Consider the following 23,924-nt stretch of genomic DNA (forward strand, 5'->3'; position numbering starts at 1 on the left):
GGGCCGCTGGCCCTTGCTCTTGACGCCACTGATGAACGCCGTCCACGCCGAGGCATCCACCGCCAGGGCAGGACCGGCCGGGTCTTTGGAATCGCGGATGCCGACCGCATGCGGTGTCAGGGCAACCTCGACGCACTGGGCATTCGCGTTCAGGCTGCGGCTGCTCTTGCGCCACGTCGTGTGGTCCAGGAAGTCACGGCTCATGCGTTACCCCTTCCCTTCCAGAAGTTGATCCGGGATCAGACGGAGTCGCGCCTGCCCAGTGAGGATCGCATGGCCGGTGTGGCGGTTGCCGTTCACGGCGGAGGTCAGCGTCGTGAGGCGTACGCCAGTGGCGCGCGGACGTCGCCCCAGGCACCGGTGAGCGTGGCGGTGTTCGGCGCGGCGACGGAACCGGGGCGGCGGATCACGCCGAGTTCGACGGTGTCGGTGACGATGAGCGTGGGGTCGCCGTCGACCACCCGACGCACCAAGCCGACCGTGGGCACGTCGCCGGCGGGAGCGTCGCTGGCGATGTCCATGCTGGGGGCGCGCACCTCGCGCCGGCCGTCGACCTCAAAGTACTCCTCGGCCTGGCCGGTGCCGGCCAGGATGGCGTCGGCCAGCGCGGCCGCGTACACCGGGTCGCCGACCGCGTCGTAGACCCAGCGGCGGCCCAGCACCGAATGCTCGACGGTGCCCACCAGCCATTCGTCGGCACCGTCCAGCGGTGCCCCGCGGTAGGTCAGCGGCACCTGGTGCACCGGGCCGTCACCGCCCCGGACCAGCAGCGTCTCGATGCCCACCTGACCGGCCGGGTCGTCGAACCGGTACCCGGCCACGCGCGTCACGTCGCCGACGCCCGCGTACCAGTCGCGGCTCGGCAGCCAGGTCGCCAACAGTTCCAACTTGGTGGGACGTAGCTCCGCTCGATGCAACAACGCCATGCGCCGCATCGTACCCACCACCCACCCCACCAACCCGCCCCCCGCCAACCCCACCGACCCGCCCCGTGCCGTACCCCCACCGCTTCGCGATCATGCAGTTGTGGCACCGGTAATGGCAGGAAATGCGCAGATTGTGAGGTGCCGCAACTGCATGATCGACGAGCGGGGCGGGGCGGGGCGGGGCGGGGTGGGGTGGGGTGGGGGCGACGGGTGGGGTGGGGTGGGGTGGGGGTGTTTAGGCGGGGTGGGGGGTGGGGGTGGGGGGTTGGGCCCACATGGAGGCCATTTCGTCGAAGGCGTGCTCCATGATCTGCTTCATGGCCTGGCGGGCGCTGTCGCCGTCGCGGCGTTGGATTGACTGGGCGACGTCGGCGTGCAGTTGCAGCGCCTGCTCGTGCGGGTGGTGGGGCATGAGGTGGTAGTGATGGCGGCCGGTGAGCACCTCTGCCACCAGGTCCTGGAGCTTGACGAACATCTCGTTGCCCGAGGCGCGTAGCACCCGGCGGTGGAACTCGATGTCCAGGCTGAGGAAGCGTTCCTCGTCGCCGGCCTTGCCTGCGGCCCACATCTTGGCGGCCAGGCCGACCAGCTCACTCGCCTCGTCGTGGTCGACCCGGTGTGCGGCGAGCCAGGCGGCGTGCGGTTCCACCGCGGTGCGCAGCTCGGTTATCGAGCGGAGCTGGGCGATGCGCCCCGCGGAGGCGAGCCGCCAGCGGATCACCTGCGGGTCGAAGACGTTCCAGTCGCCGGCCGGGCGGATCATGACGCCGACCCGTCGTCGGGTCTCGATGAATCCCATCGACGCGAGCACCCGCAGCACCTCGCGGATCACCGACCGGGACACCGCGTAGCGGTCGACCAGGTCGTCGATGTTGAGCACCGCTCCGGGGGTGAGTTCCCCGCCGCAGATGGCGGTGCCGAGGTGATCGAGGACGCGTCCGTGCAGCCCGGCCTCGATGGGGGCGGACTGGGCGGGCGCGGGCCCCGGAGAGGTCAGATCCACGGCTTGGATCGTATCAGTTAGGTCTACCACTTGTTTAAGTCTGCTTTTTCGGCCTAGCATCCGGCGTTAAGCGGATGTAAAAGCCGAGGTCGCGCTCGTCCCCCCGAGCCGGCGGCCAGGACAGAAGGAGAGACGCGCGTGGGACGTCGATCGATAATTGGGACATCTGCGGCGGTGGTCGCCGCCATGGCGTTGTCCGCCTGCGGCGGCGGTGCGGACAGCGGTAGCTCGGACACGGTGCGGGTGACCCTGGTCAACCACGTCTGGACCGAGAACATTCGCAAGGCGCTGCCGGAGTTCGAGCAGCAGACCGGCCTGAAGGTCGAGGTCACCCAGCTCGGCGAGGACCAGCTCTCGGACCAGTACAACGTCAAGCTCAACGCCGGCGCCGACGACATCGACGTGATGATGTACCGGCCGCTGCAGGAGGGGCAGCTGTTCGCCAAGAACAAGTACCTCGCCGACCTGACCGAGCGGGCCAAGGAGAGCGCCGACTTCGACCTCGGTGACTTCCAGGCCGCGCCGCTCGGGGCCACCACGTACGAGGAGAAGGTGGTCGGTATCCCGATCATCACCGAGCAGCAGGTCCTCTACTACCGCAAGGACCTGCTGGAGAAGTCCGGCTTCAGCGCCCCGCCGAAGACCCTCGACGAGCTGAAGACCCAGGCCGCCAAGATCGAGGCGGACAACCCGGGCGTGGCCGGTTTCGTCGCGCGGACCGGCAAGGCCGCCGCCGTCACCCAGTTCTCCAGCTTCCTGTTCAGCTTCGGCGGCGACTTCGTCGACGAGGCGGGCAAGTCCGCCGTCAACAGCGAGGCGGCCAAGCAGGCGTACGCCTACTACGGCGGGCTGCTGCGTGAGCACGGGCCGGCCAACATCAGCACCGACATGAGCTGGTCCGAGGCGATGGCGATCTTCACCCAGGGTCAGGCAGCCTTCTACCCGGAGGCCAACTCGCTCTACAAGAACGCCACCGACCCGGCCAAGTCGAAGGTTTCCGAGACCGTCGGGTTCGCGCCGTTCCCGGCCGGTCCGGACGGCTCGAAGCCGTACAACGTCCCCTCCTGGGGCCTGGCCATCAACGACGCCTCGAAGAACCAGAGCAACGCCTGGAAGTTCATCGAGTGGGCGGCCGGCAAGGAGCAGACGCTGGAGCACCAGAAGGCCGGTACGCCCGGCGCCCGGACCTCGGTCTGGGAGAACCCGGAGGGCATCGCGACCTACCCGGCGGACATGGCCGACGCGATCACCGTGAGCCTCGCCAACGGCGTGGGCCACGACCGGCCGCTGGTCGAGCGGGTGGCGCAGGCCCGCGAGATCGTCGGGCAGCCGATCGTCGACGCCATCACCGGCAAGGACGCGGCGGCGTCAGCCGACGCCGCGCACGAGGCGTTCCAGAAGTTCCTGGACGACGAGGCCCGCTGAGTCCGCGTGCGGGGGTGACGAGCGTCAGCGCTCGTCACCCCCGCACAGCCTCCCCATCACGGAGATCTGATGCCAGCAGTCACCGCCCCCGAGAGGGCGCCCCGTGGCGCCTCCGTCATGCCCGACACGCCAGGCTGGGCGCGCTGGGCCAACGACCACCGTAAATGGCTCTTCGCGGCCCCGGCGATGGCCTTCGTCGCCGTCCTGATCATCTTCCCGCTCGCCTGGACGGTCTACCTCAGCCTCACCGATTCGGCGGGCTCCGTCCGCGCCGAGTCGGAGTTCATCGGCTTCCGCAACTATGTCGACGTGCTCAGCGACACCGACCGGTTCTGGCCGGCCGTGGCGCGCACCGGAGCGTTCACCGGGGTCGCGTTGTTCTTCGAGGTCGTCCTGGGCATGGCGATCGCCCTGTTGCTGTGGCGACCGTTCCGGGGTGAGAAGTGGGTCCGGGTCGCCATCCTGCTGCCGCTGGTCGCCACCCCGGTCGCGGTCGGCATGATGTGGCGGCTCATCTTCGACCCCAACATCGGCCTGGCCAACCAGGCGCTGGGCTGGATCGGCATCGGCCCGCAGCCCTGGCTCGCCGGCCAGCACACCGCGCTGCCGACCACCATCTTCATCGACATCTGGCAGTGGACGCCGATGGTCGTGCTGATCCTGCTCGCCGGATTGACCTCGCTCTCCGACGAGCCGCAGGAAGCGGCGATGATCGACGGTGCCAGCGCCTGGCAGCGCTTCCGGCACGTCACGCTGCCGCTGCTGATGCCCACCGTGATCGTGGCGATCCTGTTGCGCGGTATCGACGCGCTGAAGACCTTCGACATCCTCTACGCGACCAAGGGGCGGGGCGGTGGCTCCTTCCACGAGGTGGAGACGCTCAACGTGTACGCCTACGGCCTGAGCTTCGACTACAACGAGTACGGCCTCTCCTCGACGGTGCTGATCCTGTTCTTCCTGATCATCATCGGTTCGATGTGGGCGCTCACCGCACGCCGGAAGGGGGCCGACCGATGAGGCCGAGCACCGGATTCAAGGTCTTCCGCACCACCGCGCTGATCGTCGTGGTGACCTCACTGGTGGCACCCCTGGTCTGGATGGTCGCCGCCTCGCTCAAGACCAACGTCGACATCTACGACTCCGCCAAGGCGCTGGTCTTCACGCCGACCCTGGACAACTACGGCACGGTGCTCCAGCAGGCCAACTACGTGCAGTTCATCGTGAACAGCCTCTGGGTGGCGTTCGCCGCGACGGCCCTGTCGCTGGTGCTGGGCGTGCCGGCGGCGTACTCGATGAGCCGGTTCAACATGCGCAAGTCCGCGCTGGTGGTGCTGATGGCCCGGGTCATCCCCGGCGTCTCGCTGCTGGTGCCCTGGTACTACGTCTTCTCGAACCTGCGCATGGTCGGCGGCTTCGGCGTGCTGATCCTGAGCCACATGTTCGTCTCGCTGCCGCTGATCGTCTACATCATGATGGGCTTCTTCGACGGCCTGCCGGAGGAACTGGAGGAGGCGGCGCTCGTCGACGGCCTCACCCACATCGGCGCCTTCCGCCGGATCACGTTGCCGCTGTCCGTGCCGGGCATCGCCACCGCCGGCATCCTGTCCTTCATCTTCTCCTGGAACAACTTCATGTTCGCCCTGGTCCTCTCCGGCGCGGACACCAAGACCCTGCCCGTGGCGATCTTCGACTTCGTCGGCTACGCCAGCATCGACTGGGGCGGCCTGATGGCGGCCACCACCGTGGTCACCCTGCCGATCATGGTCATCGCGCTGTTCGTGCAGAAGTACATCGTCTCCGGACTCACCGCCGGCGCGACGAAGGGCTGAGCGATCATGACGACCATTGCCCGCGTCGAGACCTTCCTCGTCGCACCCCGCTGGCTCTTCGTCCGGGTGGAGACCACCGACGGAATCGTCGGCTGGGGCGAGGCGACCTGCGAAGGCCGATCCGAGACCGTACGCACCGCCGTCGAGCAGCTCAGCGAACTGCTGATCGGCCGGGACGCGCTGCGTATCGAGGACCACTGGCAGGTGTTGACCAAGGCCTCCTTCTACCGGGGCGGGCCGATCCTGGCCAGCGCGGTCTCCGGGCTGGACCAGGCGTTGTGGGACATCGCCGGCAAGCGGTACGGCGCACCCGTGCACCAACTGCTCGGCGGACCGGTCCGGGACCGCATCCGGGTCTACGGGTGGGTCGGCGGCGACGAACCCGACGAGGTCCGCGACCAGATCGCCGCCCGGGTGGAGGCCGGGCTCACCGCAGTGAAGATGAACGCGTCCGGCCGGATGAGTCCGCTCGCCTCCGTCGCCGAACTCGACGCGGTGGTGCGCCGGGTGGCCGCCGCCCGGGAGGTGCTCGGCGACGACCGGGACGTGGCCGTGGACTTCCACGGCCGGTTCACCCTGGCCAACGCCCGGCGCGTCGCGCCGCTGCTGGAGCCGTACCGGCCGATGTTCCTGGAGGAGCCGGTGGTGCCGGAGAACTCCCACCTGATCGGCGAGTTCGTCCGCTCCACCACCACCCCGGTCTCCACCGGGGAACGGCTCTACAGCCGGCAGGAGTTCCTGCCGGTGCTGCAGGCCGGCATCGCGGTGGCCCAGCCGGACCTGGCGCACGCCGGCGGCATCACCGAGGTACGCAAGATCGCCGCCGTGGCGGAGGTCTATGATGTACAACTCGCCCCACACTGCCCACTCGGGCCGATCGCGTTGGCGGCCTGCCTGCAGGTCGGCTTCGCCACCCCGAACTATCTGATCCAGGAACAGAGCATCGGCATTCACTACAACCTCGGCGCCGAGGTGCTCGACTACTGCGTCGACCAGCAGCCGCTGGCCTTCGTCGACGGGTACGTGCAGCGGCTCACCGCACCGGGGTTGGGCATCGAGATCGACGAGCAGGCGGTACGCGCGGCGGACAAGCGCGGGCACGCCTGGCGCAGCCCCACCTTCCGGCACCCCGACGGCTCGTACGCGGAGTGGTGACATGACCGTCGATCTCACCGCCGAACTCGCCGCGACCCGGCTGCTGGCCATCATCCGGGGCACCGACACCGCCGCCGCCATCGCGGCCGGCACCGCGCTGCTGGCCGAAGGGGTGTCGATCATCGAGGTGGCGCTGACCACGCCCGACGCGCTGCGGGCCATCGAGGCGCTGCGGGCGGCTGCTCCGCCCGGCGGCCTGGTCGGTGCCGGCACCGTGCTCACCGTCGCCGACGTCGCCGACGTGGCCGCCGCCGGTGCCCAGTTCGTGGTGACCCCGGCCGTGGTGGAGTCCATCGGCGAGGCGGCCCGACGTGGCCTGCCAGTCGCCGCCGGCGCGCTCACCCCCACCGAGGCGGTCACGGCGGTGCGACTCGGCGCCGACGCGGTCAAGCTGTTCCCGGCGTCGGTCGGCGGGCCGGCGTACCTGCGGGCGGTGCGTGACCCCTTCCCGGACATCCCGTTCGTCGCGGTCGGCGGGGTGGGACCGGCCGAACTGCCCGGCTACCTGGCGGCCGGCGCGATCGCCGTCGGTGTCGGCGGCCCGCTGGTGGGTGACGCCGCCTCCGGGGGCGACCTGGACGCGCTGCGGGAGCGGGCCCGCGCCCACCTCGCGGCGGTCGCCGCAGTGGCGGCGTCATGACCACGTCCACCGGCAGGACCGGCCCGGACGGGGTGGACCTGCTCACCGTGGGGGAGGCGCTGGTGTCGCTGCGCTCCCCGGGGCCGCTGGCCCAGGGTGGACCGTTGACCATGCACCTGGCCGGCGCGGAGTCCAACGTGGCCATCGGTCTGGCCCGGCTCGGCCACCGGGCCGCGTGGGTCGGGCGGGTCAGCGACGACGAACTGGGCGAGTTCGTGCTGCGCCAACTGCGCGCCGAGGGCGTCGACGTTGACGCCGTACGCCGCGACGCGGATCGGCCCACCGGGCTGATGTTCCTGGAACGCCGTACCGCCGACGTGTCCCGGGTCCGCTACCACCGGGCCGGTTCGGCCGGTTCGGCCCTCGATGTCGAGGATCTGCGTGCCCCGCTCGCCGCCGGCCCCCGGATGCTGCACCTGACCGGGATCACCCCCGCGCTGTCCGACAGCGCCCGCGACGCCGCCGCCTGGGCGGTGCGTACGGCGGCCGAGGCCGGCATTCCCGTCTGCCTCGACGTGAACTACCGGGCCGGACTGTGGACCCGTGAGGACGCCCGGTCGACGCTGACCCCGCTGGCCGGGTACGCCTCGGTCGTCGTGGCCTCCGCCGACGAGCTGGACCTGGTCGCCACAGCCGGTGCCGACGAGGCCGGCGCGGTGGCCGGACTGCTGGCTCGTGGTGTGCGGACGGTGCTGGTGAAGCTCGGTGCCGACGGTGCCCGCGCGCACACCGCCGACGGTGCCACGTACGTCGAGGCGGTGCCGGTGACCGCTGTGGACACGGTCGGCGCCGGCGACGCGTTCACCGCCGGCTACCTCTCCGGGCACCTTGACGGGCTGGACCTGGTCGACCGGCTCCGCCGCGCGGTGACCCTCGGGGCCTTCGCGGTCGCCGGTGACGGCGACTGGGAGGGCCTGCCCCGCCGCGACGAGTTGACCCTGATCACCGGCAGCGCCGCCGGTACCACCCTCCGCTGAGTACGTTCCCGCAGGAGAAAGGCACCCCTCGTGAAGATCGTGGCCGCCGACGTCATCGTCTCCAGCCCGGACCGCAACTTCGTCACATTGAAGATCACCACAGAGGACGGCATCACCGGCCTCGGCGACGGTACGCTCAACGGGCGTGAACTCTCCGTCGCCTCGTACCTGCGTGATCACGTGGTGCCGTTGCTGCTCGGGCGCGACGCGCACCGCATCGAGGACGCCTGGCAGTTCCTGTACCGCTCGGCGTACTGGCGGCGTGGGCCGGTCACCATGGCGGCCATCGCCGCGGTCGACGTCGCGCTCTGGGACATCAAGGCCAAGGCCGCCGGGATGCCGCTCTACCAGCTGCTCGGCGGAGCGTCCCGCACCGGCATCATGGCGTACGGCCACGCTTCCGGGCGGGACCTGCCGGAGCTGTTCGACTCCATCCGGGCACATCTCGACCTCGGTTTCCGGTCGATCCGGGTGCAGACCTCCGTACCCGGCATCAACGCGGTGTACGGCGTGGCCACCCAGCCCAGCGCCGACGGCAAGCGCTACGACTACGAGCCGGCCCAACGCACCCCGCTGCCGGCCGAGGAGGACTGGGACACCCGGGCGTACCTGCGTCACCTGCCCGGCGTCTTCGAGGCGGTCCGCAGCGAGTTCGGGCCGGAGCTGCCGCTGCTGCACGACGGGCACCACCGGATGACCCCGATCCAGGCCGCGAAGCTGGGCAAGGCCCTCGAACCGTACGACCTGTTCTGGCTGGAGGACTGCACCCCGGCGGAGAACCAGGAGGCGCTGCGGCTGGTCCGGCAGCACACCACCACGCCGCTGGCGATCGGCGAGGTCTTCAACACCGTCTGGGACTACCAGACGCTGATCCGGGAACAGTTGATCGACTACGTGCGGTCCGCGGTCACCCACACCGGCGGCATCACCGCGATGCGCAAACTGCTCGACTTCGCCGCGCAGTATCAGATCAAGTCCGGCATCCACGGTCCGACCGACATCTCGCCGGTCGGCATGGCCGCCGCCCTGCACCTGGACCTGGCCATCCACAACTTCGGCATCCAGGAGTACATGCGCCACGGTGACCTGACCAACGAGGTGTTCCGCCAGTCGTTCACCTTCACCGACGGTTACCTGCACCCGGGTGAGCAGCCGGGTCTCGGTGTCGAACTGGACGAGGAGGCGGCCGCGCGGTTCCCGTACCAGCCGGCGTACCTGCCGTTCAACCGGCTCCAGGACGGGACCGTCCATGACTGGTGACCGGTCGACCCGACACGTGGTGGTGATGGGTGTCTCCGGCGCCGGGAAGACGACGGTGGCGCAGGGGGTCGCGGCGCTGACCGGGCTGACCTTCGCCGAGGCCGACGAGTTCCACTCGGCGGCCAACGTGGCCCGGATGCGGGCCGGCGTGCCCCTGGACGACGCGGCCCGCTGGCCGTGGCTGCGCTCCCTGGCCGAGTGGATGACCGACCGGCACCGGGAGGGCGTGTCGACGGTGCTGGCCTGCTCGGCGCTGCGACGTTCCTACCGGGACGTGTTGCGGCAGGGGCCGCCGGAGGTGGACTTCGTGCACCTGGCCGGGCCGACCGAGGTCATCCGGGAGCGGCTGGCACTGCGCTCGGGGCACTACATGCCGGCGAGCCTGCTCGACTCCCAGACCGCCACGCTGGAGCCGCTGGGCCCCGACGAGCAGGGTTTCGTCCTCGATCTGCGACTCTCCACCGACGCGTTGATCACCGCAGCCGTGCACCAACTCGGCCTGCCCGTGACGCCCTCCCACACCTGAGTTCCCGCGCCGCCGATCCTGCGCCGCCGATCGTGCACATCGATCGGCGGCGCGGGATCGGGCGACACGACAGGACGGGTTTTGGGTGTTCGCCGGACGCGGCGGAGCGCCGGGGCCACCATCGGAAGCGGTGGGCAGCAACGGCGGTGACGCGACGGCAGGTGGACGGCGTGCGGGAGACAGCGGTCGAGCCGATCGTCGGTGGCGACGACGGCAGCCTGGCCGAGCAGGTGTGGCGTAACGCTGCCGAGGATCCGGACGCGGTGCAGTTCATCCGGCCCGACCCGGACCCCCGGTCGTGGCCGGTGCGTCGTTCCGGGCGAGGCGGCGCGCTGCCGGTGACCTGCCGACAGTTCCGCGACGACGTGCTGGCGCTGGCCCGAGGCTTCGTCGCCGCCGGCGTCGGGCACGGTGACCGGGTCGGGCTGCTCAGCCGCACCCGGTACGAGTGGACTCTCGTCGACTACGCCCTCTGGTCGATCGGCGCGGTGAGCGTGCCGGTCTACGACACCTCCAGCGTCGAACAGGTCCGCTGGATGCTCGGCGACTCCGGTGCGGTCTGCTGCGTGCTGGAGACCGCCGACCACGCCGCCAGCGTCACCGGCGTGCGGGCGGAGTTGCCCGAGCTGCGGCAGATCTGGCGCATCGACACCGGCGATCTCATCGAGCTGGTCGCGCGGGGCAACGCTGTCGACGCGGTCGAGGTGGACGCCCGTCGAGCCGCGGTGACCGGCGACGACATCGCCACCATCGTCTACACCAGCGGCACCACCGGGGCGCCGAAAGGCTGCGTACTGACGCACCGCAACCTCTCCGCCGACATCGGCAACGCCACCGAGGTGCTCCCTCAGCTGCTGCATCCGGGCGCGTCGACGGTGCTGTTCCTGCCGCTGGCGCACGCGTTCGCCCGCATGATCCAGGTCGGCGTGGTGCACACCCGGACGACGATGGTGCACAGCGCCGACATGTCCGGGGTGCTCGACCAGCTGCGCCGGTTCCGGCCCACATTCGTCCTGGCCGTGCCCCGGATGTTCGAGAAGATGCACGACCAGGCCCGCCACTCGGCCGAGGACGCGCGCCGGGAATGGCTCTTCGGCCTCGCCGAGCGGACCGCCGTGCGGTACAGCCGAGCGCTGGACACGCCGCACGGGCCTGGAAGACTGCTCCGCCTGGCACACCTGGTGTGCGAATTCGCCGCGTACCGTCGGCTGCGGGCCGCGCTCGGCGGGCGGTGCCGGATGGCGTTCGTGGGTGGCGCGCCGATGGCGGAGCGGCTGGGTCACTTCTTCCGGGGGGCGGGCATCACCATCCTGGAGGGGTACGGGTTGACCGAGGCATCTCCGGCGCTGACCGCGAACCTGCCGACGGCGATGCGGATCGGCACGGTCGGTCGACCGCTGCCCGGGGTCCGGCTCCGCATCGCCGACGACGGCGAGATCCACGCCCGGGGGGCGATGGTCTTCGGCGGCTACTGGGCCAACCCGGAGGCCACCCGGGAGACGTTGACCGACGACGGGTGGCTGCGCACCGGCGACCTCGGCCGGATCGACGATGACGGTTTCCTGCGGATCACCGGGCGGACGAAGGAGGTCATGGTCACCACCGCCGGCAAGAATCTCGTGCCCGGCCCGATCGAGCAGCGCATCCAGGCGCATCCGTTGGTCAGCCAGGTGATGCTCGTCGCCGACGGCCGCCCGTACCCCGCCGCACTGGTGACCGTGGACCCGCAGGCGTGGACGCGCTGGCGGGAGCAGCACGGGCATTCCGGGGCGTCGGTGTCGGCGTTGCGGGAGGACCCGACGCTGCGTGGGGAGATCCAGACCGCGATCGACCGGGCCAACCGGAGCGTCTCGCGCGCCGAGCAGGTCAAGACGTTCCGGATCCTGCCGCGGGATCTCACCGAGGCCGACGACGAGCTCACCCCCACGCTCAAGATCAAACGGGAGGTCGTGCAGGAGCACTTCGCCGATGAGGTCGAGGCGCTCTACCAGGGCCACTAGCCCGGGGCCGGGCCACCGCCCCGCTGCCGGGACGCCGCCCAGCCGGTGCTGATCATGAACAAGGCGGCGCTGTAGGTCGTCATCACCAGCACGCCGTGTCCGGGCATGCGGGTACCGCCCGCGTCGAGGCCGATCAACAGGTCCGAGAGGAGGAACAGCGCACCGCCGAGCGCGACCCGCCGACCGACCGCGGTGGCGGCCGCCGCCATCAGACTCAGGGCCAGGCTGTATCCGAGCACCGGCAGCCGCAGTTCGCCCAGCCGTGGCCACAGCATCGCGTTGGCCGTCGCCCACAACGCCAGATAGCCGATCACCGCCGCTGGTCGGGGGCGGCGGTGACCGACGAAGGCGACGATGAACGCCAGTTGCGTACCGAGGAAGCACCCCATCCCGATCAGGAACGCGGTGTCCGATCCGACCAGCAACGCGATGTCCCCGGCGGTGGCGAAGACCAGACCGGCAGCGATCGGGCCGCCGGCCACGCGGACCCGCCACAGCCAGGCCAGCAGCAGCGGCGCCAGCAGCGGCTTGGCCAGCCACTGCACCGCGGGTACGTCGGTGGCGACGGCGACGACCTCGACGGCCGCGACGGCGGCGAACGCCCAGAGCAGTGCCGCGTCGTGGTCCCGCCACCGTACGCCCGTCGCCGACCGTCCCCTCCGGCCGGAACCGATGGCGGGGCTCATCGCACCGGCTGCCAGCCCGGGCGGCGCAGCAGGTAACCGAGTCGCTCCCGCCAGGACCTGGCGGTGCGCAGGTCCTGCCAGATGGCCGCGTACTCGTGGGTCGCCACCCGCAACGGGTTGTAGGTGCCGATGTTCTTGGTCAGGCCGTACCGGACCGCGTCCCCCTCCGCCTGGAAGGTGCCGAAGAGCCGGTCCCAGATGATCAGGATGCCGCCGTAGTTGCGATCCAGGTACTCGGTGTTCGAGCCGTGGTGCACCCGGTGGTGGGAGGGGGTGTTGAACAGCAACTCGATCGGTCGGGGCAGCACGTTGACCCGCTCGGTGTGCAGGAAGAACTGGTAGAGCAGGCTGATCGACTGCTGCAGGAAGATCATCCACGGTGGCATGCCGAGCAGGGCCAGACCGAGCCAGAAGGGCAGTGAGGTCATCGGCGTCCAGCTCTGCCGCAGCGCCGTGGAGAAGTTGAAGAACACGCTGGAGTGGTGCACCACGTGCCCCGCCCACAGGAGTCGCACCTCGTGGTGCGCCCGGTGGAACCAGTAGTAGGCGAAGTCGTCGGCGAAGAACAACAGCACCCAGACCCACCAGTCGCCGGGGGAGAGGCTGAACGGCGAGATCGTGTACGCGGCGGCGTACAGACCGACCGTGAGCAGCTTCCACGGCACACCGATGACCTGGCTGCCGGCACCCATGGTCAGGCTGGTGGCGGTGTCCCGGGCCTCGTAGCCCCGTTCGGTGTCATCGGGCGCGAACCGGTACGACAACGCCTCGACGATGATGAGCAGGAGGAATGCGGGGATGGCGTAGAGCACGGCGGGGATCATGCCCGGCTGTCCTTTCTGGTCGGGGCGGTGAGCGCGGCGGTGAGCAGGGACCGGGCCTGATCGGCGGCCTCGACGTCCCGGCCGTCGGCGATGGCCGAGGCCAGCCGGCGGTGCCCGGAGATGTCGAGCAGTTCGGTGGCGCGCCGTTGCGGCGGCACCTCGGCCACCGCCAGGGCGCCGGCCACCAGGCTGTTGAAGGCCAGCAGGTACGCGGTGTTGCCGCAGCCGTCCAGGATGAGCCGCCACACGGCGATGTTGGCCTCGCCCATCGCGGTCAGGTCGGGGGCGAGGTCGGCGAACTCCTCGACCGCGCGCACGATCCGCCGTCGGGTGGCATCGTCGGCGCGGCGGGCGCAGAGCCGTGCCGCGTCCACGCCGATGCAGGCCCGCATGTCCATCATGTCGCGGACCAGGGTGGCGACCGGCAGGACGTCGCCGGAGCGTACGAGCGACAGCGCGAGGTCCAGACCGGCGTGCACCCGCCAGTCCAGCACCCGGGTGGCCCCGCCCTGACTGACCCGGACCAGGCCGAGCTGCTGCAACCGGCCGAGCGCCTCCCGTACCGCGTGTCGATTCACCTGGAAGGTCCCGGCCAACTCCCGTTCGCCGGGCAGGGTGTCGTCGGTGCGGTAGGTGCCGCTGACGATGGCGTCGCGCAACTGTCCGAAGACGAGGTCGGAGACGGAAGCCCGGGTGACGGGGACGAATGTCATGCCGGGCAGTGTGGCCCAGGGCACATCAACCCGTCAACTGGTTGGACCAGTTGCCGACCAGATCGACACGCCCGGCAGCCTGTGACCGGACTGTCGCCGTGAGTTAGGGTGCTCCGCGGCGAGTGGTGGTCGGGTGAGGGAGGCGCCGGTGCTGACACGACGGCGTGGCCTCGTCCGTGCAGTCCTCCGCTGCGGGTTTCTGACCGTGGTGGCCGGGGCGGCGTGGTGCGCCTACGACGTCGCTTCGGCCCTTCCCGCCCTCGCCGCCGAAGAGCCGCCGGCGGCCGCCCGGGACGCCACCGACTCCATCCTGGATCCGGGCGCGCTGGCCCTCGCGCCGGATCCGCCGGCCCCGGAGGACGTACCCCCGGGCCCTCCGCAGGCAACCGACCTCCCCGTGGCCGGTCCGATCCGACCGCCCTCGGCCGACGATCGTCCGGTGCGGCCCGAGCCTGCACCACCGACGGGCGACGCGCCCACTGAGCTGCCCGGGCCATCGGTGCCGACGGCGCCACCCCACCAGGCGCTGCCGGGGGATCATGCCGAGATTCCCGTCGACGCCGGGTCGGCGGAGCGGTCGGAGCTGACCCCGATCGTCGATCTGCTGGCACCGGTGCTCGACGTCCTGGAACCCGTCGTCGGTCTGCCGCAGCCCGTGCCGATACCGACGGAACCGGCCCCGCAGCCCGATCCGAATCCCGCCGCGCCGCCGCTACCGGGAGTCGGCCCCGTGCCGCCAGACCTGTCGGACCCGGCTGACCTTGACCCGGACACCGCGCGAACGGCCCGCTTCGCCGATCACGTCATCCGCCACCGGGCCAGCCGGCGCCCAGTCGCACCGCCGCAGGTCACCGGAGCGCTGGCCGACAGGGGGCAGCAGCACGAGCGGGACCGGCGGGTCGAGCGCGCACCGGACCAGCCGCCCCTGTCAACGGCACCTGGCAGCAGCGGCGTCGACAAGGTTCCGACCCCGCACCACGGCCCGGCCGACACGGATGCGGCCAGCTGGTCACCGCCTCCGGTCAGCGGTCGGGTGACCCGGCCGGTGCGTGACCGGCACCGGCCCTCCCGCTCGCCACGCCCACGTAGCCGACCTGCCTGACCGCCGCGTACGCCACTTTCGCGCCGCCGCCGATCGGGTGGGGCGCGCCGCAACACCCGACGTCGGCGGTACACCGCCGACCGTTACCGGCTGCCAGCGCAGGCCCGCGGTGCCGGCCCGCACCCATCCATCCGATCTCATGCCCCCGGGAGTGCCCATGCACGTCTCCCCGCCGGTCAAACGTGCCCGATGGTGCGACCTCGACTGGATCGTCGACCTGCTCACCGCCACGATCGTCCCGACCTCCCTCGGCGCGTGGCTGGTGCCCGACTCGCGACGACGCCCCGCCGTGATCGCTGCCGTTGCCCGCATCTGGACCGAGCACGCCCTGCTGTTCGGTGACGCCTTCCTGCTCAAGGACGGGACCGCCGCCACCGTCTGGTTCCACCGCTATCGCCCGATCCCACCGCCACCTCGCTACGACGAGCGACTCGACGACGCAAGTGGCGAACATGCCGTGCGCTTCCGTCGGGTCGATGACATCCTTGCCGCGCGGCGTCCCGTCGAGGCGCACAACCACCTCGCGTTCCTCGCCGCGCCGCCGGATGCCAACCGGGCCGGTCAGGCCGCCGCTGTCCTCGCAGGCAGTCACCGGTACATGGACAACCTCGGACTACCCAGCTACGCGGAGGTGCACGGCGACGACGATGCCCGCCTCTATCGCCGACTCGGCTACCGGGTCTGGCAACGTTTGTCGCGTCCCCACGGCACCGGGGTCAACCTGTTGTGGCGGCCGGTCCCGTCGGTCGGGATCGACCCGTCCATTTTCCCGCGCGACCGGCCGAGCAGCCGGCACCGCCCCGGGAGGTGGCGGTAGCCGCCGACGCCGGAAGAACATGCGGTGCCCGCGGCTGATCCGACCCTGAGGTGCGGTGGCGGGGACGCGCGGGTCGGCGATCGGCTGACCCGCGCGCCCGGCACCGCTGTCAGCGGTCGGTGTGGCCGCCCGGAGCCGCAGGCGTCAGCGCTGGGCGGTCCGTGACGGTGGAGCACTGCCGCCCTGCGGCGCCTCGGTGGACATCAGCTGCACCACCGCCTCGCGGTCGGCCGCCGACGGCAGACCCCAGCCAGGGCGGTACCCGTACACCTCGCGCAGCGGGGTGGCGGTGGTCCGCCCGCCGAGAATCTCCACGGCGTCGGTGTCGATCAGTCCTGGGTGCTCCACCCCGCACGCCTCGGCGACCTTCATCAGGTCTCGCCGCAGTGTCTTGATGTAGTGCGCCGCCCGGACCGACTTCGATGCCGGGTCCAGCCCTCGGGTCAGCCAGGCGTTCTGGGTGGCCACCCCGGTGGGGCAGGTGTCGGTGTGGCATTTCTGCGCCTGGATGCAGCCGATCGCCAGCATCGCCTCCCGGCCGACGGCCACCATGTCGCAGCCGAGCGCGAAGGCGACCACCGCGTTGTCGGGCAGACCGAGCTTGCCGGAGCCGATGAAGACGACCTGTTCGTGCAGGTCCCGTTCGGCGAAGATGGGGTAGATCCGGGCGAAGCCCTGCTGGAACGGCAGCGACACGGAGTCGGTGAAGATCAGTGGTGCGGCGCCGGTGCCGCCCTCACCGCCGTCGATGGTGACAAAGTCGACCCCTCGCCCGGTGTCGCGCATCAGATCGGCCAGCTCGGTCCAGAAGCCGAGGTCGCCCACGGCGGACTTGACACCGACCGGCAGGCCGGTCTCGGTGGCCAGGAGTTCCACCCAGTCGAGCAGACTGTCGCAGTCGGAGAACTCCGCGTGCCGCGAGGGGCTGACGCAGTCCCGCCCCACCGGGATGCCCCGGGTCGCGGCGATTTCCGCCGACACCTTCGCCGCCGGCAGCAGACCGCCCAGGCTGGGCTTGGCGCCCTGACTGAGCTTGATTTCCAGCGCGCGCACCGGAGCGCCGGCCACCACGTCCTTGAGTCGGGCCAGGTCGAAGCGGCCCCGGTCGTCGCGGCAGCCGAAGTACGCGGTACCGAGCTGCAGGATCAACTCTCCGCCGTGGCGGTGGTACGGGGACAGCCCGCCCTCACCGGTGTTGTGCAGACAGCCGGCGATCGCCGCGCCACGGTTCAATGCCTCGACAGCGGAGCCGGAGAGGGAGCCGAAGCTCATCCCCGAGATGGTCACCACCGACTCGGGGCGGAACGCGTGGGTGCGTCGCCGAGCGGCCCCGAGCACCTTCGCCGATGGCAGCCGCACCTCGTGGCCGATCGTCGGCGTCGACGGGGGCACCGCCCGACCGAAGGTACGGTGCATGATTATCGGATAGCCCGGGGTGTACTCGAGGTCGTTGTCGGTGCCGAACCCGAAGTAGTTGTTCTGCCGCTTGGCCGAGGCGTACACCCAGCGGCGTTGGTCGCGGGTGAACGGGCGTTCCTCGTTGTTGCCGGCCACGATGTACTGCCGCAGCTTCGGCCCGAGTGATTCGAGCAGGTAGCGGGCGCGGCCCAGCAGCGGGAAGTTGCGCTTCAGCGCGTGCTCGCGTTGCAGCAGGTCGCGGGCGGCGAGCGCGGCGAGGGCGGCGACGGCGGCGGGTACGGCGTGACGGGCCCATCTCATCCCGCCACACTTTCCGCCACCGGCTCCGACCAAACGTCCCGTTGGCGGGGCCGACGACGAGTTGGTGCGGCTGACGTCCGAAACGAGGCGGCCAGCGATGCGCACGTACGATGAACCATGGGCCGTCAACCGCCGAAAGTTTCGATCCGGGGCGTCGTTCGGATGATCGTGCGGAGGGCGGAGCGGGCCATTTCCGCAGATAGATGCGGCATTGGTGCCCTTCACGGCGACTCAGGCCGACTCGGGTCACAGTGGCATCAAATAAGATCATTGTTGACATTCATGTAACTCGATGCTTGTCTGTCGGTGGAAGCGCTCCCAAACACCAACACCACCGACGAACGGAGGACGCACATGCGTTCACGCAGGCCTGCTCAGACCGGCGAACGATCCCGGTCAGCCGCCCGCCAGCCCCTTCGGGTGTTTGCCGTGCTGCTGGCGATGATCGTCGGCGTGCTGCCCTGGGCCAGCCCGGTCCAGGCCCACGGCACGATCATCAACCCGGCCTCCCGCGCCTACCAGTGTTGGCAGAGCTGGGGTAGCCAGCACACGAACCCGGCCATGCAGCAGCAGGACCCGATGTGCTACCAGGCGTTCCAGGCCAATCCCGACACCATGTGGAACTGGATGAGCGCGTTGCGGGACGGGCTCGGCGGGCAGTTCCAGGCCCGTACGCCCGACGGGCAGCTGTGCAGCAACGGACTGTCCAGGAACAACAGCCTGAACCAGCCCGGTGCGTGGCGGGCGACCAACGTGAGCAGGAACTTCACGGTTCACCTGTACGACCAGGCCAGCCACGGCGCTGACTACTTCCGCGTCTACGTCAGCAAGCAGGGCTTCGACCCCACCACCCAGCGACTCGGATGGGGCAACCTCGACTTCATCACGCAGACCGGCAGGTACGCGCCCGCGCAGAACATCTCGTTCAACGTCTCGACCTCCGGCTACACCGGCCGCCACATCGTCTTCGTCATCTGGCAGGCATCGCACCTCGACCAGGCGTACATGTGGTGCAGTGACGTGAACTTCGTCTGATCGGCCAACTCGACAGCCGTCACACCGCTCCGACCCAGGACCTACCGTCCTGGGTCGGAGTCCGCTGTCAGCCGAAGCCGTACACGCATCGAGGTGTCGGTGTTTCTTGTCCTGAGCGACCGGGTAGGTCGGGCCGGACGAGCAACCACCCCCTGTGGAGGACCATCCGATGCGAGACAACTTCGGTGACGCGGTGGGGGACACCCTCCGTTCGATACTTCTCTTTCTGCCCAAGGCACTGGCCTTCGTGGCGATCCTGGTTGTCGGCTGGCTGGTCGCCAAGGCCGCACTGAAGATCGTCAACCGGCTGCTCGAACGGGTCGGCTTCGACCGTGCGGTCGAGCGCGGCGGCATTCGCCGCGCCCTCGCCCGATCCCGCTACGACGCCAGCGACATCGTCGCCCGGCTCGTCTACTACGGGCTCCTGCTGCTCACCCTCTACCTGGCCTTCGGGATCTGGGGGCCGAACCCGATCTCCGACCTGATCGGCGGGGTCATCGCCTGGCTGCCCCGCGCCTTCGTGGCGATCGTCATCGTGGTCGTCGCCGCCGCCATCGCGAGCGCCGTGAAGGACATCATCTCCGGCGCTCTCGGCGGGCTGTCCTACGGTCGGCTGCTGGCCACCGTCGCCTCGGCGTTCATTCTCGGCCTCGGCATCATCGCCGCGCTCAACCAGATCGGTGTCGCCACCGCGGTGACCACGCCGGTACTGATCGCGGTGCTGGCCACCATCGGCGGCATTCTCGTGGTCGGGGTCGGCGGTGGTCTGGTGCGTCCGATGCAGAGCCGGTGGGAATCCTGGCTCACCCGGGCCGAGCAGGAGTCTCGGACCATCGCCGAGCACGCGCGGGCCTACTCCGCCGGCCGCCGCGACACCGCTGAGCGCCACGCCGAGCCGTTCGCCGCGCCGGCTGCCGGAAACGCCTCCACGTATCCGCCGGCCACCGCCGCGCCCAGCACCTTCGAGTCGGTGAGTGGTGAGCCGGCCGATGCCCCCGTGCCGGGTCTCACCGGCTCGTCGACCGTGGACGACCCGGAGGCGACTCAGGTCGTCACCGGACCCGGTCCCGACGCGACCACGCCGCTGCCGCGTTACGAGCCGGGCACGACGCAGCCCTCGTCGTCGCTGCAGAGCGACCCGGAGGCCACCCAGGTGGTCAGCCCGGACGCGCCGCAGGTGCCGGCGCAGCCCGACTCCGCCGACAGCGACTCGACCATCGTGCTGCCGAAGACCGGGGAACAACGCTGATCATCCGGGCGGAACGGGGCCGATGCCGGTCCCGTTCCGCCCGATCGTCGGTCGCAACCGGGTAGCCCGTACGCCACCGTCGGGCGAGGCATTAGCATCAGCGCCATGACCTGGCGACATTGATCCGTCATCCGAGGCCGTGGGCCGCCACGGACACCGTGACACCGGCGTCCGTGACCCCTGCCCACCTGAAAGGCCCCGATGACCCCGACTCCGCCGCGTGCTCGCCGTCTGGCCGGCACGCTCTACGCGTACGCCTTCCTCACCGACCTGGTGCTGCTCTACCCGGTGTACGCGCTGCTCTTCGCCGACACCGGCCTGTCGGTGGGACAGATCTCCTCGCTGTTCGTCATCTGGTCGTTGGCCAGCATCGCGTTGGAGGTGCCCTCCGGTGCCTGGGCCGACGCGACCTCCCGACGGCGAATGCTCTGCCTCGCGCCGCTGTGCACCGCGGCCGGGTTCGCCCTCTGGACCTTCGCACCGTCCTATCCGGCCTTTGCCGCCGGGTTCGTCCTCTGGGGAGCCGGCGGTGCCCTGGCCTCCGGAGCGACGGAGGCCCTGGTCTTCGACGAACTCGACCGGCTCGGTGCCGCCGACCGGTACGCCCGCGTCATCGGCCGGGCGCGTACCGCCGGCACCGTCGGCGTGCTGGGGTCGATCGTGCTGGCGGCGCCGGTGCTCGGGATCGGCGGCTACCCGGCGGTCGGCGCGGCCAGCGTCGCGGCCTGCCTGCTCGCCTCGGTCGTCGCCGTCCGCTTCCCCGAACACGGTCGGGCCGGCGGACCGGACACCGGTCGGGCCGGCGTCGCCTCCCCGGCCAGGGACGGCGCGGCGTCGAGCGCCGCAAACGGGTCGGCGGACGCCGTCGCGCCGGCTGGCCCCGAGGACGGACTCGGCTGGTGGCAGGAGCTCCGGGCAGGAGTCGCCGAGGCACGCGGCGACCGGTCGGTGCGCCGGGCGGTGCTGCTCGTCGCGGGGGTCAGTGCCATCTGGGGGGCGTTGGACGAGTACACGCCGCTGCTGGCCCGCGACACCGGGGTCGCGCTGACGACCGTGCCGCTGCTGCTCCTGATCGTCACGGTCGGGCAGATCGTCGGCGGCCTGCTCGCCCCGGTCGGACAGCGCTTCGGCAACCGGGGTTACGCGCTACTGCTGGCCGGCTCGGCGCTGGCCCTGGCCGGGGGCGCGTTGGCCGGTCACCCGGCCGCCTTCGGGCTGGTGGCGGTGGCGTTCTGCGGCCTTCAACTGGCCTCGGTGCTGGCCGACGCGCGGCTACAGACCCGGATCGCCGGTCCGGGGCGGGCCACCGTCACCTCGCTCGCCGGCATGGGCACCGACCTCACGGTCATCGTCGTGTACGCCGGGTACGGGTTGGTCGCCACCGTGGCGGGTAACCCGGTGGCGTTCGCTGTCGTCGCCGTGCCGTACCTGTTGATCGCGGTGGTCCTGGCGGTCCGGCAGGCGGGCGACCGACGTTCGCCCGCGTCGGTGGGATGGCCCTCGGCCGGTCGCTCCTAGCCGGGATCGTCGTCCAGGTAGACCCATCGGCCGTCCTCGCGGGCAAAACGGCTGCGTTCGGTCAGCGTGCCCGGCTCGCGTCCCTCCCGGTAGTGGGCCCGGAACTGCACGGTGCCGGTGCTGTCGAAAAGACCACCACCGTCGGTGCCGAGCACCTCCAGCCGGGTCCAACGCTGGGTGGGATCGAGGTGCAGCCGTGCTGGTCGGGTACGGGAGTGCCAGCTACGGAGCAGGTAGTCCGGGTCGCCCACGGCGAAGGCCGTGTACCGGGACCGCATCAGCGCCTCGGCCGTGGGCGCATCGGCCTCGCCCCGATGCAGCCGACCGCAGCAGTCCGCGTACGGCAGGCCCTGCCCGCACGGGCACGTTCCGGTCACCTCGGCCCCGCCGGCCGTCCGTTTGTCTCGCTTGGCCACGTCGCCATCCTTCCGGTCGCGGCGACGGTCCGGGCCACCGGGGCGACCTCGCCGCCAGCCGTGGGCGTGACTGCCGACCGGCCTCGGCGTGCGGGTCAGCGAGAGCCGGTGCGCGCACCCCGACGATTACCGAACGACTCCATCGTGGTGCCTCGTTTCGCCGGTCCGGTACTGGCCGAACGGGACCGGGAAGCAACCGCCTGGGTAGCCGAGGTTTTCCTGGTCGGTGCCCGCTTCGTACTCGTGGCCTTCTGGGCCGGTCCCCTCGTGCCGGAGGACTTCGCCGGTGCCGTGGCCGTCGCCGCCTTCTTCGCGGGCGCCTTCTTGGCCGGAGCGGCCTTCTTCGCCGCGGTCGCCTTGGCGGTGGGCCGGCGGGCCGGGGTGGCGGTGGCGGACACCGCCTTCTTGCGGGCGACGCGGGTACTCGTCGAAGTGGGCTTCTTCTCGGGTGTTTTCGCGGCGGTGGCCCCGGTGGCCCGCTTCGCGGCCGTGGCCGCCTTCTTCGCCGCCACCTTCCGTGGCGGCGGGCCCCCCTTGCCCGTGCCGCCCCGCTTGGTGGCCCGTCCTGCCTGCGCCATCGTCGCTCCTCGGATATTGCCGTGGGCGACGGGTCTTCCCGAGGCCCCGACGGTCAAACACGGGTTCACGATGCCCGCGTGGCGAAGACGATGACGTTGTCGACGTACTCGCCCTCGTCGCGGTCGAACCGGCCGCCGCAGGTGATCAGGCGGAGCCCGGCCGCGCCGCCCGGGCCGTAGACCAGGTCGGTGGGGAAACGCTCCTTCGGGTACGCCTCGACGCCGTCCACAGCGAAGCGCACCACCCGGTCGTCGGTCCGGACGACCTCGATGGTGTCGCCCGGACGTAGCTGTCCCAGGTGGAAGAAGACGGCCGGCCCGTCGGGGGAGTCGACATGACCCACCAGCACCGCGTTGCCGGTTTCGCCGGGGCTGACTCCGGGCCGGTACCAGCCCGCCACCCTCGGACGATCCAGCGGCGGCACCTCCAGCGCCCCGGCGGCGTCGGCAGCGACGGCAACCAGCGGCGCGCGTACGTCGATGGCGGGAATCCGCACCTCGACGGGGGCGGCCCGGGGCAGCGGCGGCAGGCTCGGCGCGGGCACCGTCCGGTGCGGAACGGCCGCGCCGTTCGGTTGCGGTGGTCGTGCCGGCAGCCGCGTCACACCCGTGCCGACCAGCGCGAGGCCCGCTACCGCGAGCGCCGCGACCAGGAGCTCGCTCAGGTGGTACGTCCGCACGGGAGCCTCCGTTCGCCGGTGCCCGGTGAGTGGCGACTCCGTCTGTCGGTGCCACCTCGGGTGCCCGCACCGTCGAGCACGGTACGGGCACCCGCCGCAGGATGGATGGGGTGAGTCGTGGATCAGTGCGCCGCGGCGGCCACCGCGTGGCGACGACGCCGGGCCAGAATGACGGCCCCGCCGAGCGCGGAGGCCAGCAGAGTGATGCCGGTGGCCAGCGTCCCGGCACCGTCGTTGCCGTCACGGCCACCGGCCGCGGCGCCACCGAGCGGGGTGACCGTGAAGGTCGCGCTGCCGTCGGGCGTACCGTCACCGCAGGTGGCTGCCACCGTGTAGGTGCCCAGGGTGAACCCGGCGGTGAACAGCTCCGCGCTCAATCCGCCGCTGGCGGCGGCGGTGGTGGAGCGCACGTTCTGGTCGCGGTCGGGTCCGGTGACACGAAAGATCGCGTCGCCTGAACCCGGGTTGCAGGTCGTCGCGGTCAGTACGACGGTTCCGCCGACCGGCGTGGTGGCCGGCGACACGGTCGTGTCGGCCAGCGCGGCACCGGGCAGCAACAGGGCGCCGAGAACGATGCTGCCTGCCGCCGGTATGAGAACTTTCGTTGCCTTCATACGCGTCTTCCCTCACTTTTCGTCCGCTGACTGCGTGGGACGTCGTTCGGGTGGCCAACTCCGTGACTAGCACCGGTGTGCCCAACACTAGGTGGGCTTGGGAACCGATACGGCGAAAATGAGAAATCCTCGTTGCCGTCCTGTGTCCACCCGGACGCCGGAGGCGTCGCGGAACGGTCGGCTCGGGCGCTGTAGGGGTTGTGGCCTGCGGGTGTGGCTGCCGTGCGCGGTT

Annotated in this window: 25 protein-coding genes; 15 read left to right on the top strand and 10 right to left on the bottom strand. The window is 70.9% G+C overall.

What is annotated here, in order from left to right; genetic code table 11:
* The 3 genes from Vlu01_RS26835 to Vlu01_RS26845 form a co-directional block, all read right to left on the bottom strand.
* On the bottom strand, nt 1-204 hold a 204-nt coding region (locus tag Vlu01_RS26835; RefSeq protein WP_204004796.1), incomplete at its 3' end, for a DUF397 domain-containing protein.
* A gap of 104 nt (nt 205-308) precedes the next feature.
* Nucleotides 309-926, bottom strand: coding sequence for a CG0192-related protein (locus Vlu01_RS26840; protein WP_204004798.1), 618 nt, complete (start codon nt 924-926; stop codon nt 309-311).
* A gap of 235 nt (nt 927-1,161) precedes the next feature.
* On the bottom strand, nt 1,162-1,929 hold the full coding sequence (locus Vlu01_RS26845) for a FadR/GntR family transcriptional regulator (protein ID WP_239096151.1): 768 nt from the start codon (nt 1,927-1,929) through the stop codon (nt 1,162-1,164).
* A gap of 138 nt (nt 1,930-2,067) precedes the next feature.
* On the opposite strand from Vlu01_RS26845, the gene Vlu01_RS26850 reads away from it, so the two are divergent.
* The 9 genes from Vlu01_RS26850 to Vlu01_RS26890 all read left to right on the top strand — a co-directional run bounded on the left by Vlu01_RS26850 (nt 2,068) and on the right by Vlu01_RS26890 (nt 11,741).
* Nucleotides 2,068-3,354 (top strand): ABC transporter substrate-binding protein, encoded by a 1,287-nt coding sequence (locus Vlu01_RS26850; protein WP_239096152.1) that lies wholly within the window; start codon nt 2,068-2,070, stop codon nt 3,352-3,354.
* 69 nt (nt 3,355-3,423) lie between these two features.
* Nucleotides 3,424-4,371: a carbohydrate ABC transporter permease gene (locus tag Vlu01_RS26855; protein ID WP_239096153.1), complete on the top strand. Its 948-nt coding sequence runs from the start codon at nt 3,424-3,426 to the stop codon at nt 4,369-4,371.
* Entirely contained in the window at nt 4,368-5,183 is an 816-nt protein-coding gene (locus tag Vlu01_RS26860) for a carbohydrate ABC transporter permease (RefSeq protein ID WP_204004802.1), read from the top strand. Before Vlu01_RS26855 ends, Vlu01_RS26860 begins: the two co-directional genes overlap by 4 nt.
* A gap of 6 nt (nt 5,184-5,189) precedes the next feature.
* Complete coding sequence (gene dgoD, locus Vlu01_RS26865; RefSeq protein ID WP_204004804.1) at nt 5,190-6,338, top strand: galactonate dehydratase; 1,149 nt, start codon at nt 5,190-5,192, stop codon at nt 6,336-6,338.
* 1 nt (nt 6,339) lies between these two features.
* The gene (locus tag Vlu01_RS26870; RefSeq protein ID WP_204004807.1) at nt 6,340-6,978 is read left to right on the top strand and encodes a bifunctional 4-hydroxy-2-oxoglutarate aldolase/2-dehydro-3-deoxy-phosphogluconate aldolase; all 639 of its coding nucleotides are present in this window, start codon (nt 6,340-6,342) and stop codon (nt 6,976-6,978) included.
* The gene (locus Vlu01_RS26875; protein WP_204004809.1) at nt 6,975-7,955 is read left to right on the top strand and encodes a sugar kinase; all 981 of its coding nucleotides are present in this window, start codon (nt 6,975-6,977) and stop codon (nt 7,953-7,955) included. Before Vlu01_RS26870 ends, Vlu01_RS26875 begins: the two co-directional genes overlap by 4 nt.
* Nucleotides 7,956-7,985: 30 nt before the next feature.
* On the top strand, nt 7,986-9,215 hold the full coding sequence (manD, locus tag Vlu01_RS26880; protein ID WP_204004811.1) for a D-mannonate dehydratase ManD: 1,230 nt from the start codon (nt 7,986-7,988) through the stop codon (nt 9,213-9,215).
* Nucleotides 9,205-9,741, top strand: coding sequence for a gluconokinase (locus tag Vlu01_RS26885; protein WP_204004813.1), 537 nt, complete (start codon nt 9,205-9,207; stop codon nt 9,739-9,741). The genes manD and Vlu01_RS26885 overlap by 11 nt, the downstream gene beginning before the upstream one ends.
* A 170-nt stretch (nt 9,742-9,911) precedes the next feature.
* Nucleotides 9,912-11,741, top strand: coding sequence for an AMP-dependent synthetase/ligase (locus Vlu01_RS26890; RefSeq protein ID WP_204004815.1), 1,830 nt, complete (start codon nt 9,912-9,914; stop codon nt 11,739-11,741).
* Here the strand turns inward: Vlu01_RS26890 and Vlu01_RS26895 are convergent.
* Genes Vlu01_RS26895 through Vlu01_RS26905 form a run of 3 tightly spaced genes read right to left on the bottom strand, consistent with a single transcriptional unit; the run spans nt 11,738 to nt 13,964 of the window.
* Nucleotides 11,738-12,427, bottom strand: a complete 690-nt coding sequence (locus Vlu01_RS26895) for a lysoplasmalogenase (protein WP_204004817.1) — start codon at nt 12,425-12,427, stop codon at nt 11,738-11,740. The two genes, Vlu01_RS26890 and Vlu01_RS26895, sit on opposite strands and share 4 nt — an antisense overlap.
* Nucleotides 12,424-13,251 carry a sterol desaturase family protein gene (locus Vlu01_RS26900; protein WP_204004820.1) on the bottom strand — a complete coding sequence of 276 codons (828 nt, stop codon included), beginning with the start codon at nt 13,249-13,251 and terminating at the stop codon, nt 12,424-12,426. The genes Vlu01_RS26895 and Vlu01_RS26900 overlap by 4 nt, the downstream gene beginning before the upstream one ends.
* Nucleotides 13,248-13,964 (bottom strand): FadR/GntR family transcriptional regulator, encoded by a 717-nt coding sequence (locus Vlu01_RS26905; RefSeq protein WP_204004823.1) that lies wholly within the window; start codon nt 13,962-13,964, stop codon nt 13,248-13,250. Before Vlu01_RS26905 ends, Vlu01_RS26900 begins: the two co-directional genes overlap by 4 nt.
* Before the next feature lie 148 nt (nt 13,965-14,112).
* Here Vlu01_RS26905 and Vlu01_RS26910 point away from each other — a divergent pair, with 148 nt between their 5' ends.
* Nucleotides 14,113-15,066, top strand: coding sequence for a hypothetical protein (locus Vlu01_RS26910; RefSeq protein ID WP_204004826.1), 954 nt, complete (start codon nt 14,113-14,115; stop codon nt 15,064-15,066).
* Between the two features lie 157 nt (nt 15,067-15,223).
* Nucleotides 15,224-15,883 carry a hypothetical protein gene (locus Vlu01_RS26915; protein ID WP_204004829.1) on the top strand — a complete coding sequence of 220 codons (660 nt, stop codon included), beginning with the start codon at nt 15,224-15,226 and terminating at the stop codon, nt 15,881-15,883.
* A 144-nt stretch (nt 15,884-16,027) separates the two neighbouring features.
* Here Vlu01_RS26915 and Vlu01_RS26920 read toward each other — a convergent pair whose 3' ends face one another.
* Nucleotides 16,028-17,602, bottom strand: a complete 1,575-nt coding sequence (locus Vlu01_RS26920; RefSeq protein WP_204004833.1) for an FMN-binding glutamate synthase family protein — start codon at nt 17,600-17,602, stop codon at nt 16,028-16,030.
* A 429-nt stretch (nt 17,603-18,031) separates the two neighbouring features.
* Between Vlu01_RS26920 and Vlu01_RS26925 the strand changes: the two genes are divergently transcribed.
* The 3 genes from Vlu01_RS26925 to Vlu01_RS26935 all read left to right on the top strand — a co-directional run bounded on the left by Vlu01_RS26925 (nt 18,032) and on the right by Vlu01_RS26935 (nt 21,404).
* A complete protein-coding gene (locus Vlu01_RS26925) occupies nt 18,032-18,637 on the top strand; it encodes a lytic polysaccharide monooxygenase auxiliary activity family 9 protein (RefSeq protein WP_239096154.1) in 606 nt (201 codons plus the stop codon).
* Nucleotides 18,638-18,806: 169 nt separating this feature from the next.
* Complete coding sequence (locus Vlu01_RS26930; RefSeq protein ID WP_204004838.1) at nt 18,807-19,886, top strand: mechanosensitive ion channel family protein; 1,080 nt, start codon at nt 18,807-18,809, stop codon at nt 19,884-19,886.
* 201 nt (nt 19,887-20,087) lie between these two features.
* Nucleotides 20,088-21,404, top strand: coding sequence for an MFS transporter (locus Vlu01_RS26935; protein WP_204004840.1), 1,317 nt, complete (start codon nt 20,088-20,090; stop codon nt 21,402-21,404).
* On the opposite strand, the gene Vlu01_RS26940 is transcribed toward Vlu01_RS26935, so the two are convergent.
* The gene (locus Vlu01_RS26940; protein ID WP_239096155.1) at nt 21,401-21,820 is read right to left on the bottom strand and encodes a YchJ family protein; all 420 of its coding nucleotides are present in this window, start codon (nt 21,818-21,820) and stop codon (nt 21,401-21,403) included. The two genes, Vlu01_RS26935 and Vlu01_RS26940, sit on opposite strands and share 4 nt — an antisense overlap.
* Nucleotides 21,821-21,964: 144 nt before the next feature.
* On the opposite strand from Vlu01_RS26940, the gene Vlu01_RS26945 reads away from it, so the two are divergent.
* Nucleotides 21,965-22,492, top strand: a complete 528-nt coding sequence (locus tag Vlu01_RS26945) for a hypothetical protein (protein WP_204004842.1) — start codon at nt 21,965-21,967, stop codon at nt 22,490-22,492.
* Here Vlu01_RS26945 and Vlu01_RS26950 read toward each other — a convergent pair.
* Both Vlu01_RS26950 and Vlu01_RS26955 read right to left on the bottom strand, forming a co-directional pair.
* Nucleotides 22,464-23,078, bottom strand: a complete 615-nt coding sequence (locus tag Vlu01_RS26950; protein ID WP_204004844.1) for a class F sortase — start codon at nt 23,076-23,078, stop codon at nt 22,464-22,466. The two genes, Vlu01_RS26945 and Vlu01_RS26950, sit on opposite strands and share 29 nt — an antisense overlap.
* Nucleotides 23,079-23,200: 122 nt before the next feature.
* On the bottom strand, nt 23,201-23,692 hold the full coding sequence (locus tag Vlu01_RS26955; protein ID WP_204004846.1) for a hypothetical protein: 492 nt from the start codon (nt 23,690-23,692) through the stop codon (nt 23,201-23,203).
* Between the last annotated feature and the right edge of the window lie 232 nt (nt 23,693-23,924).

The organism is Micromonospora lutea (genome assembly GCF_016863535.1).
Lineage (GTDB): Bacteria > Actinomycetota > Actinomycetes > Mycobacteriales > Micromonosporaceae > Micromonospora > Micromonospora lutea.

Excerpts from the sequence above, each read along its gene's own strand:
- Vlu01_RS26875 (WP_204004809.1), top strand. The coding sequence starts at position 6,975 with ATGACCACGTCCACCGGCAGGACCGGCCCGGACGGGGTGGACCTGCTC.
- Vlu01_RS26935 (WP_204004840.1), top strand. The coding sequence starts at position 20,088 with ATGACCCCGACTCCGCCGCGTGCTCGCCGTCTGGCCGGCACGCTCTAC.
- Vlu01_RS26885 (WP_204004813.1), top strand. The coding sequence starts at position 9,205 with ATGACTGGTGACCGGTCGACCCGACACGTGGTGGTGATGGGTGTCTCC.
- Vlu01_RS26905 (WP_204004823.1), bottom strand. The coding sequence starts at position 13,964 with ATGACATTCGTCCCCGTCACCCGGGCTTCCGTCTCCGACCTCGTCTTC.
- Vlu01_RS26920 (WP_204004833.1), bottom strand. The coding sequence starts at position 17,602 with ATGAGATGGGCCCGTCACGCCGTACCCGCCGCCGTCGCCGCCCTCGCC.
- Vlu01_RS26895 (WP_204004817.1), bottom strand. The coding sequence starts at position 12,427 with ATGAGCCCCGCCATCGGTTCCGGCCGGAGGGGACGGTCGGCGACGGGC.
- Vlu01_RS26870 (WP_204004807.1), top strand. The coding sequence starts at position 6,340 with ATGACCGTCGATCTCACCGCCGAACTCGCCGCGACCCGGCTGCTGGCC.
- Vlu01_RS26955 (WP_204004846.1), bottom strand. The coding sequence starts at position 23,692 with ATGAAGGCAACGAAAGTTCTCATACCGGCGGCAGGCAGCATCGTTCTC.
- Vlu01_RS26860 (WP_204004802.1), top strand. The coding sequence starts at position 4,368 with ATGAGGCCGAGCACCGGATTCAAGGTCTTCCGCACCACCGCGCTGATC.
- Vlu01_RS26930 (WP_204004838.1), top strand. The coding sequence starts at position 18,807 with ATGCGAGACAACTTCGGTGACGCGGTGGGGGACACCCTCCGTTCGATA.
- Vlu01_RS26915 (WP_204004829.1), top strand. The coding sequence starts at position 15,224 with ATGCACGTCTCCCCGCCGGTCAAACGTGCCCGATGGTGCGACCTCGAC.
- Vlu01_RS26855 (WP_239096153.1), top strand. The coding sequence starts at position 3,424 with ATGCCAGCAGTCACCGCCCCCGAGAGGGCGCCCCGTGGCGCCTCCGTC.
- Vlu01_RS26840 (WP_204004798.1), bottom strand. The coding sequence starts at position 926 with ATGGCGTTGTTGCATCGAGCGGAGCTACGTCCCACCAAGTTGGAACTG.
- Vlu01_RS26900 (WP_204004820.1), bottom strand. The coding sequence starts at position 13,251 with ATGATCCCCGCCGTGCTCTACGCCATCCCCGCATTCCTCCTGCTCATC.
- dgoD (WP_204004804.1), top strand. The coding sequence starts at position 5,190 with ATGACGACCATTGCCCGCGTCGAGACCTTCCTCGTCGCACCCCGCTGG.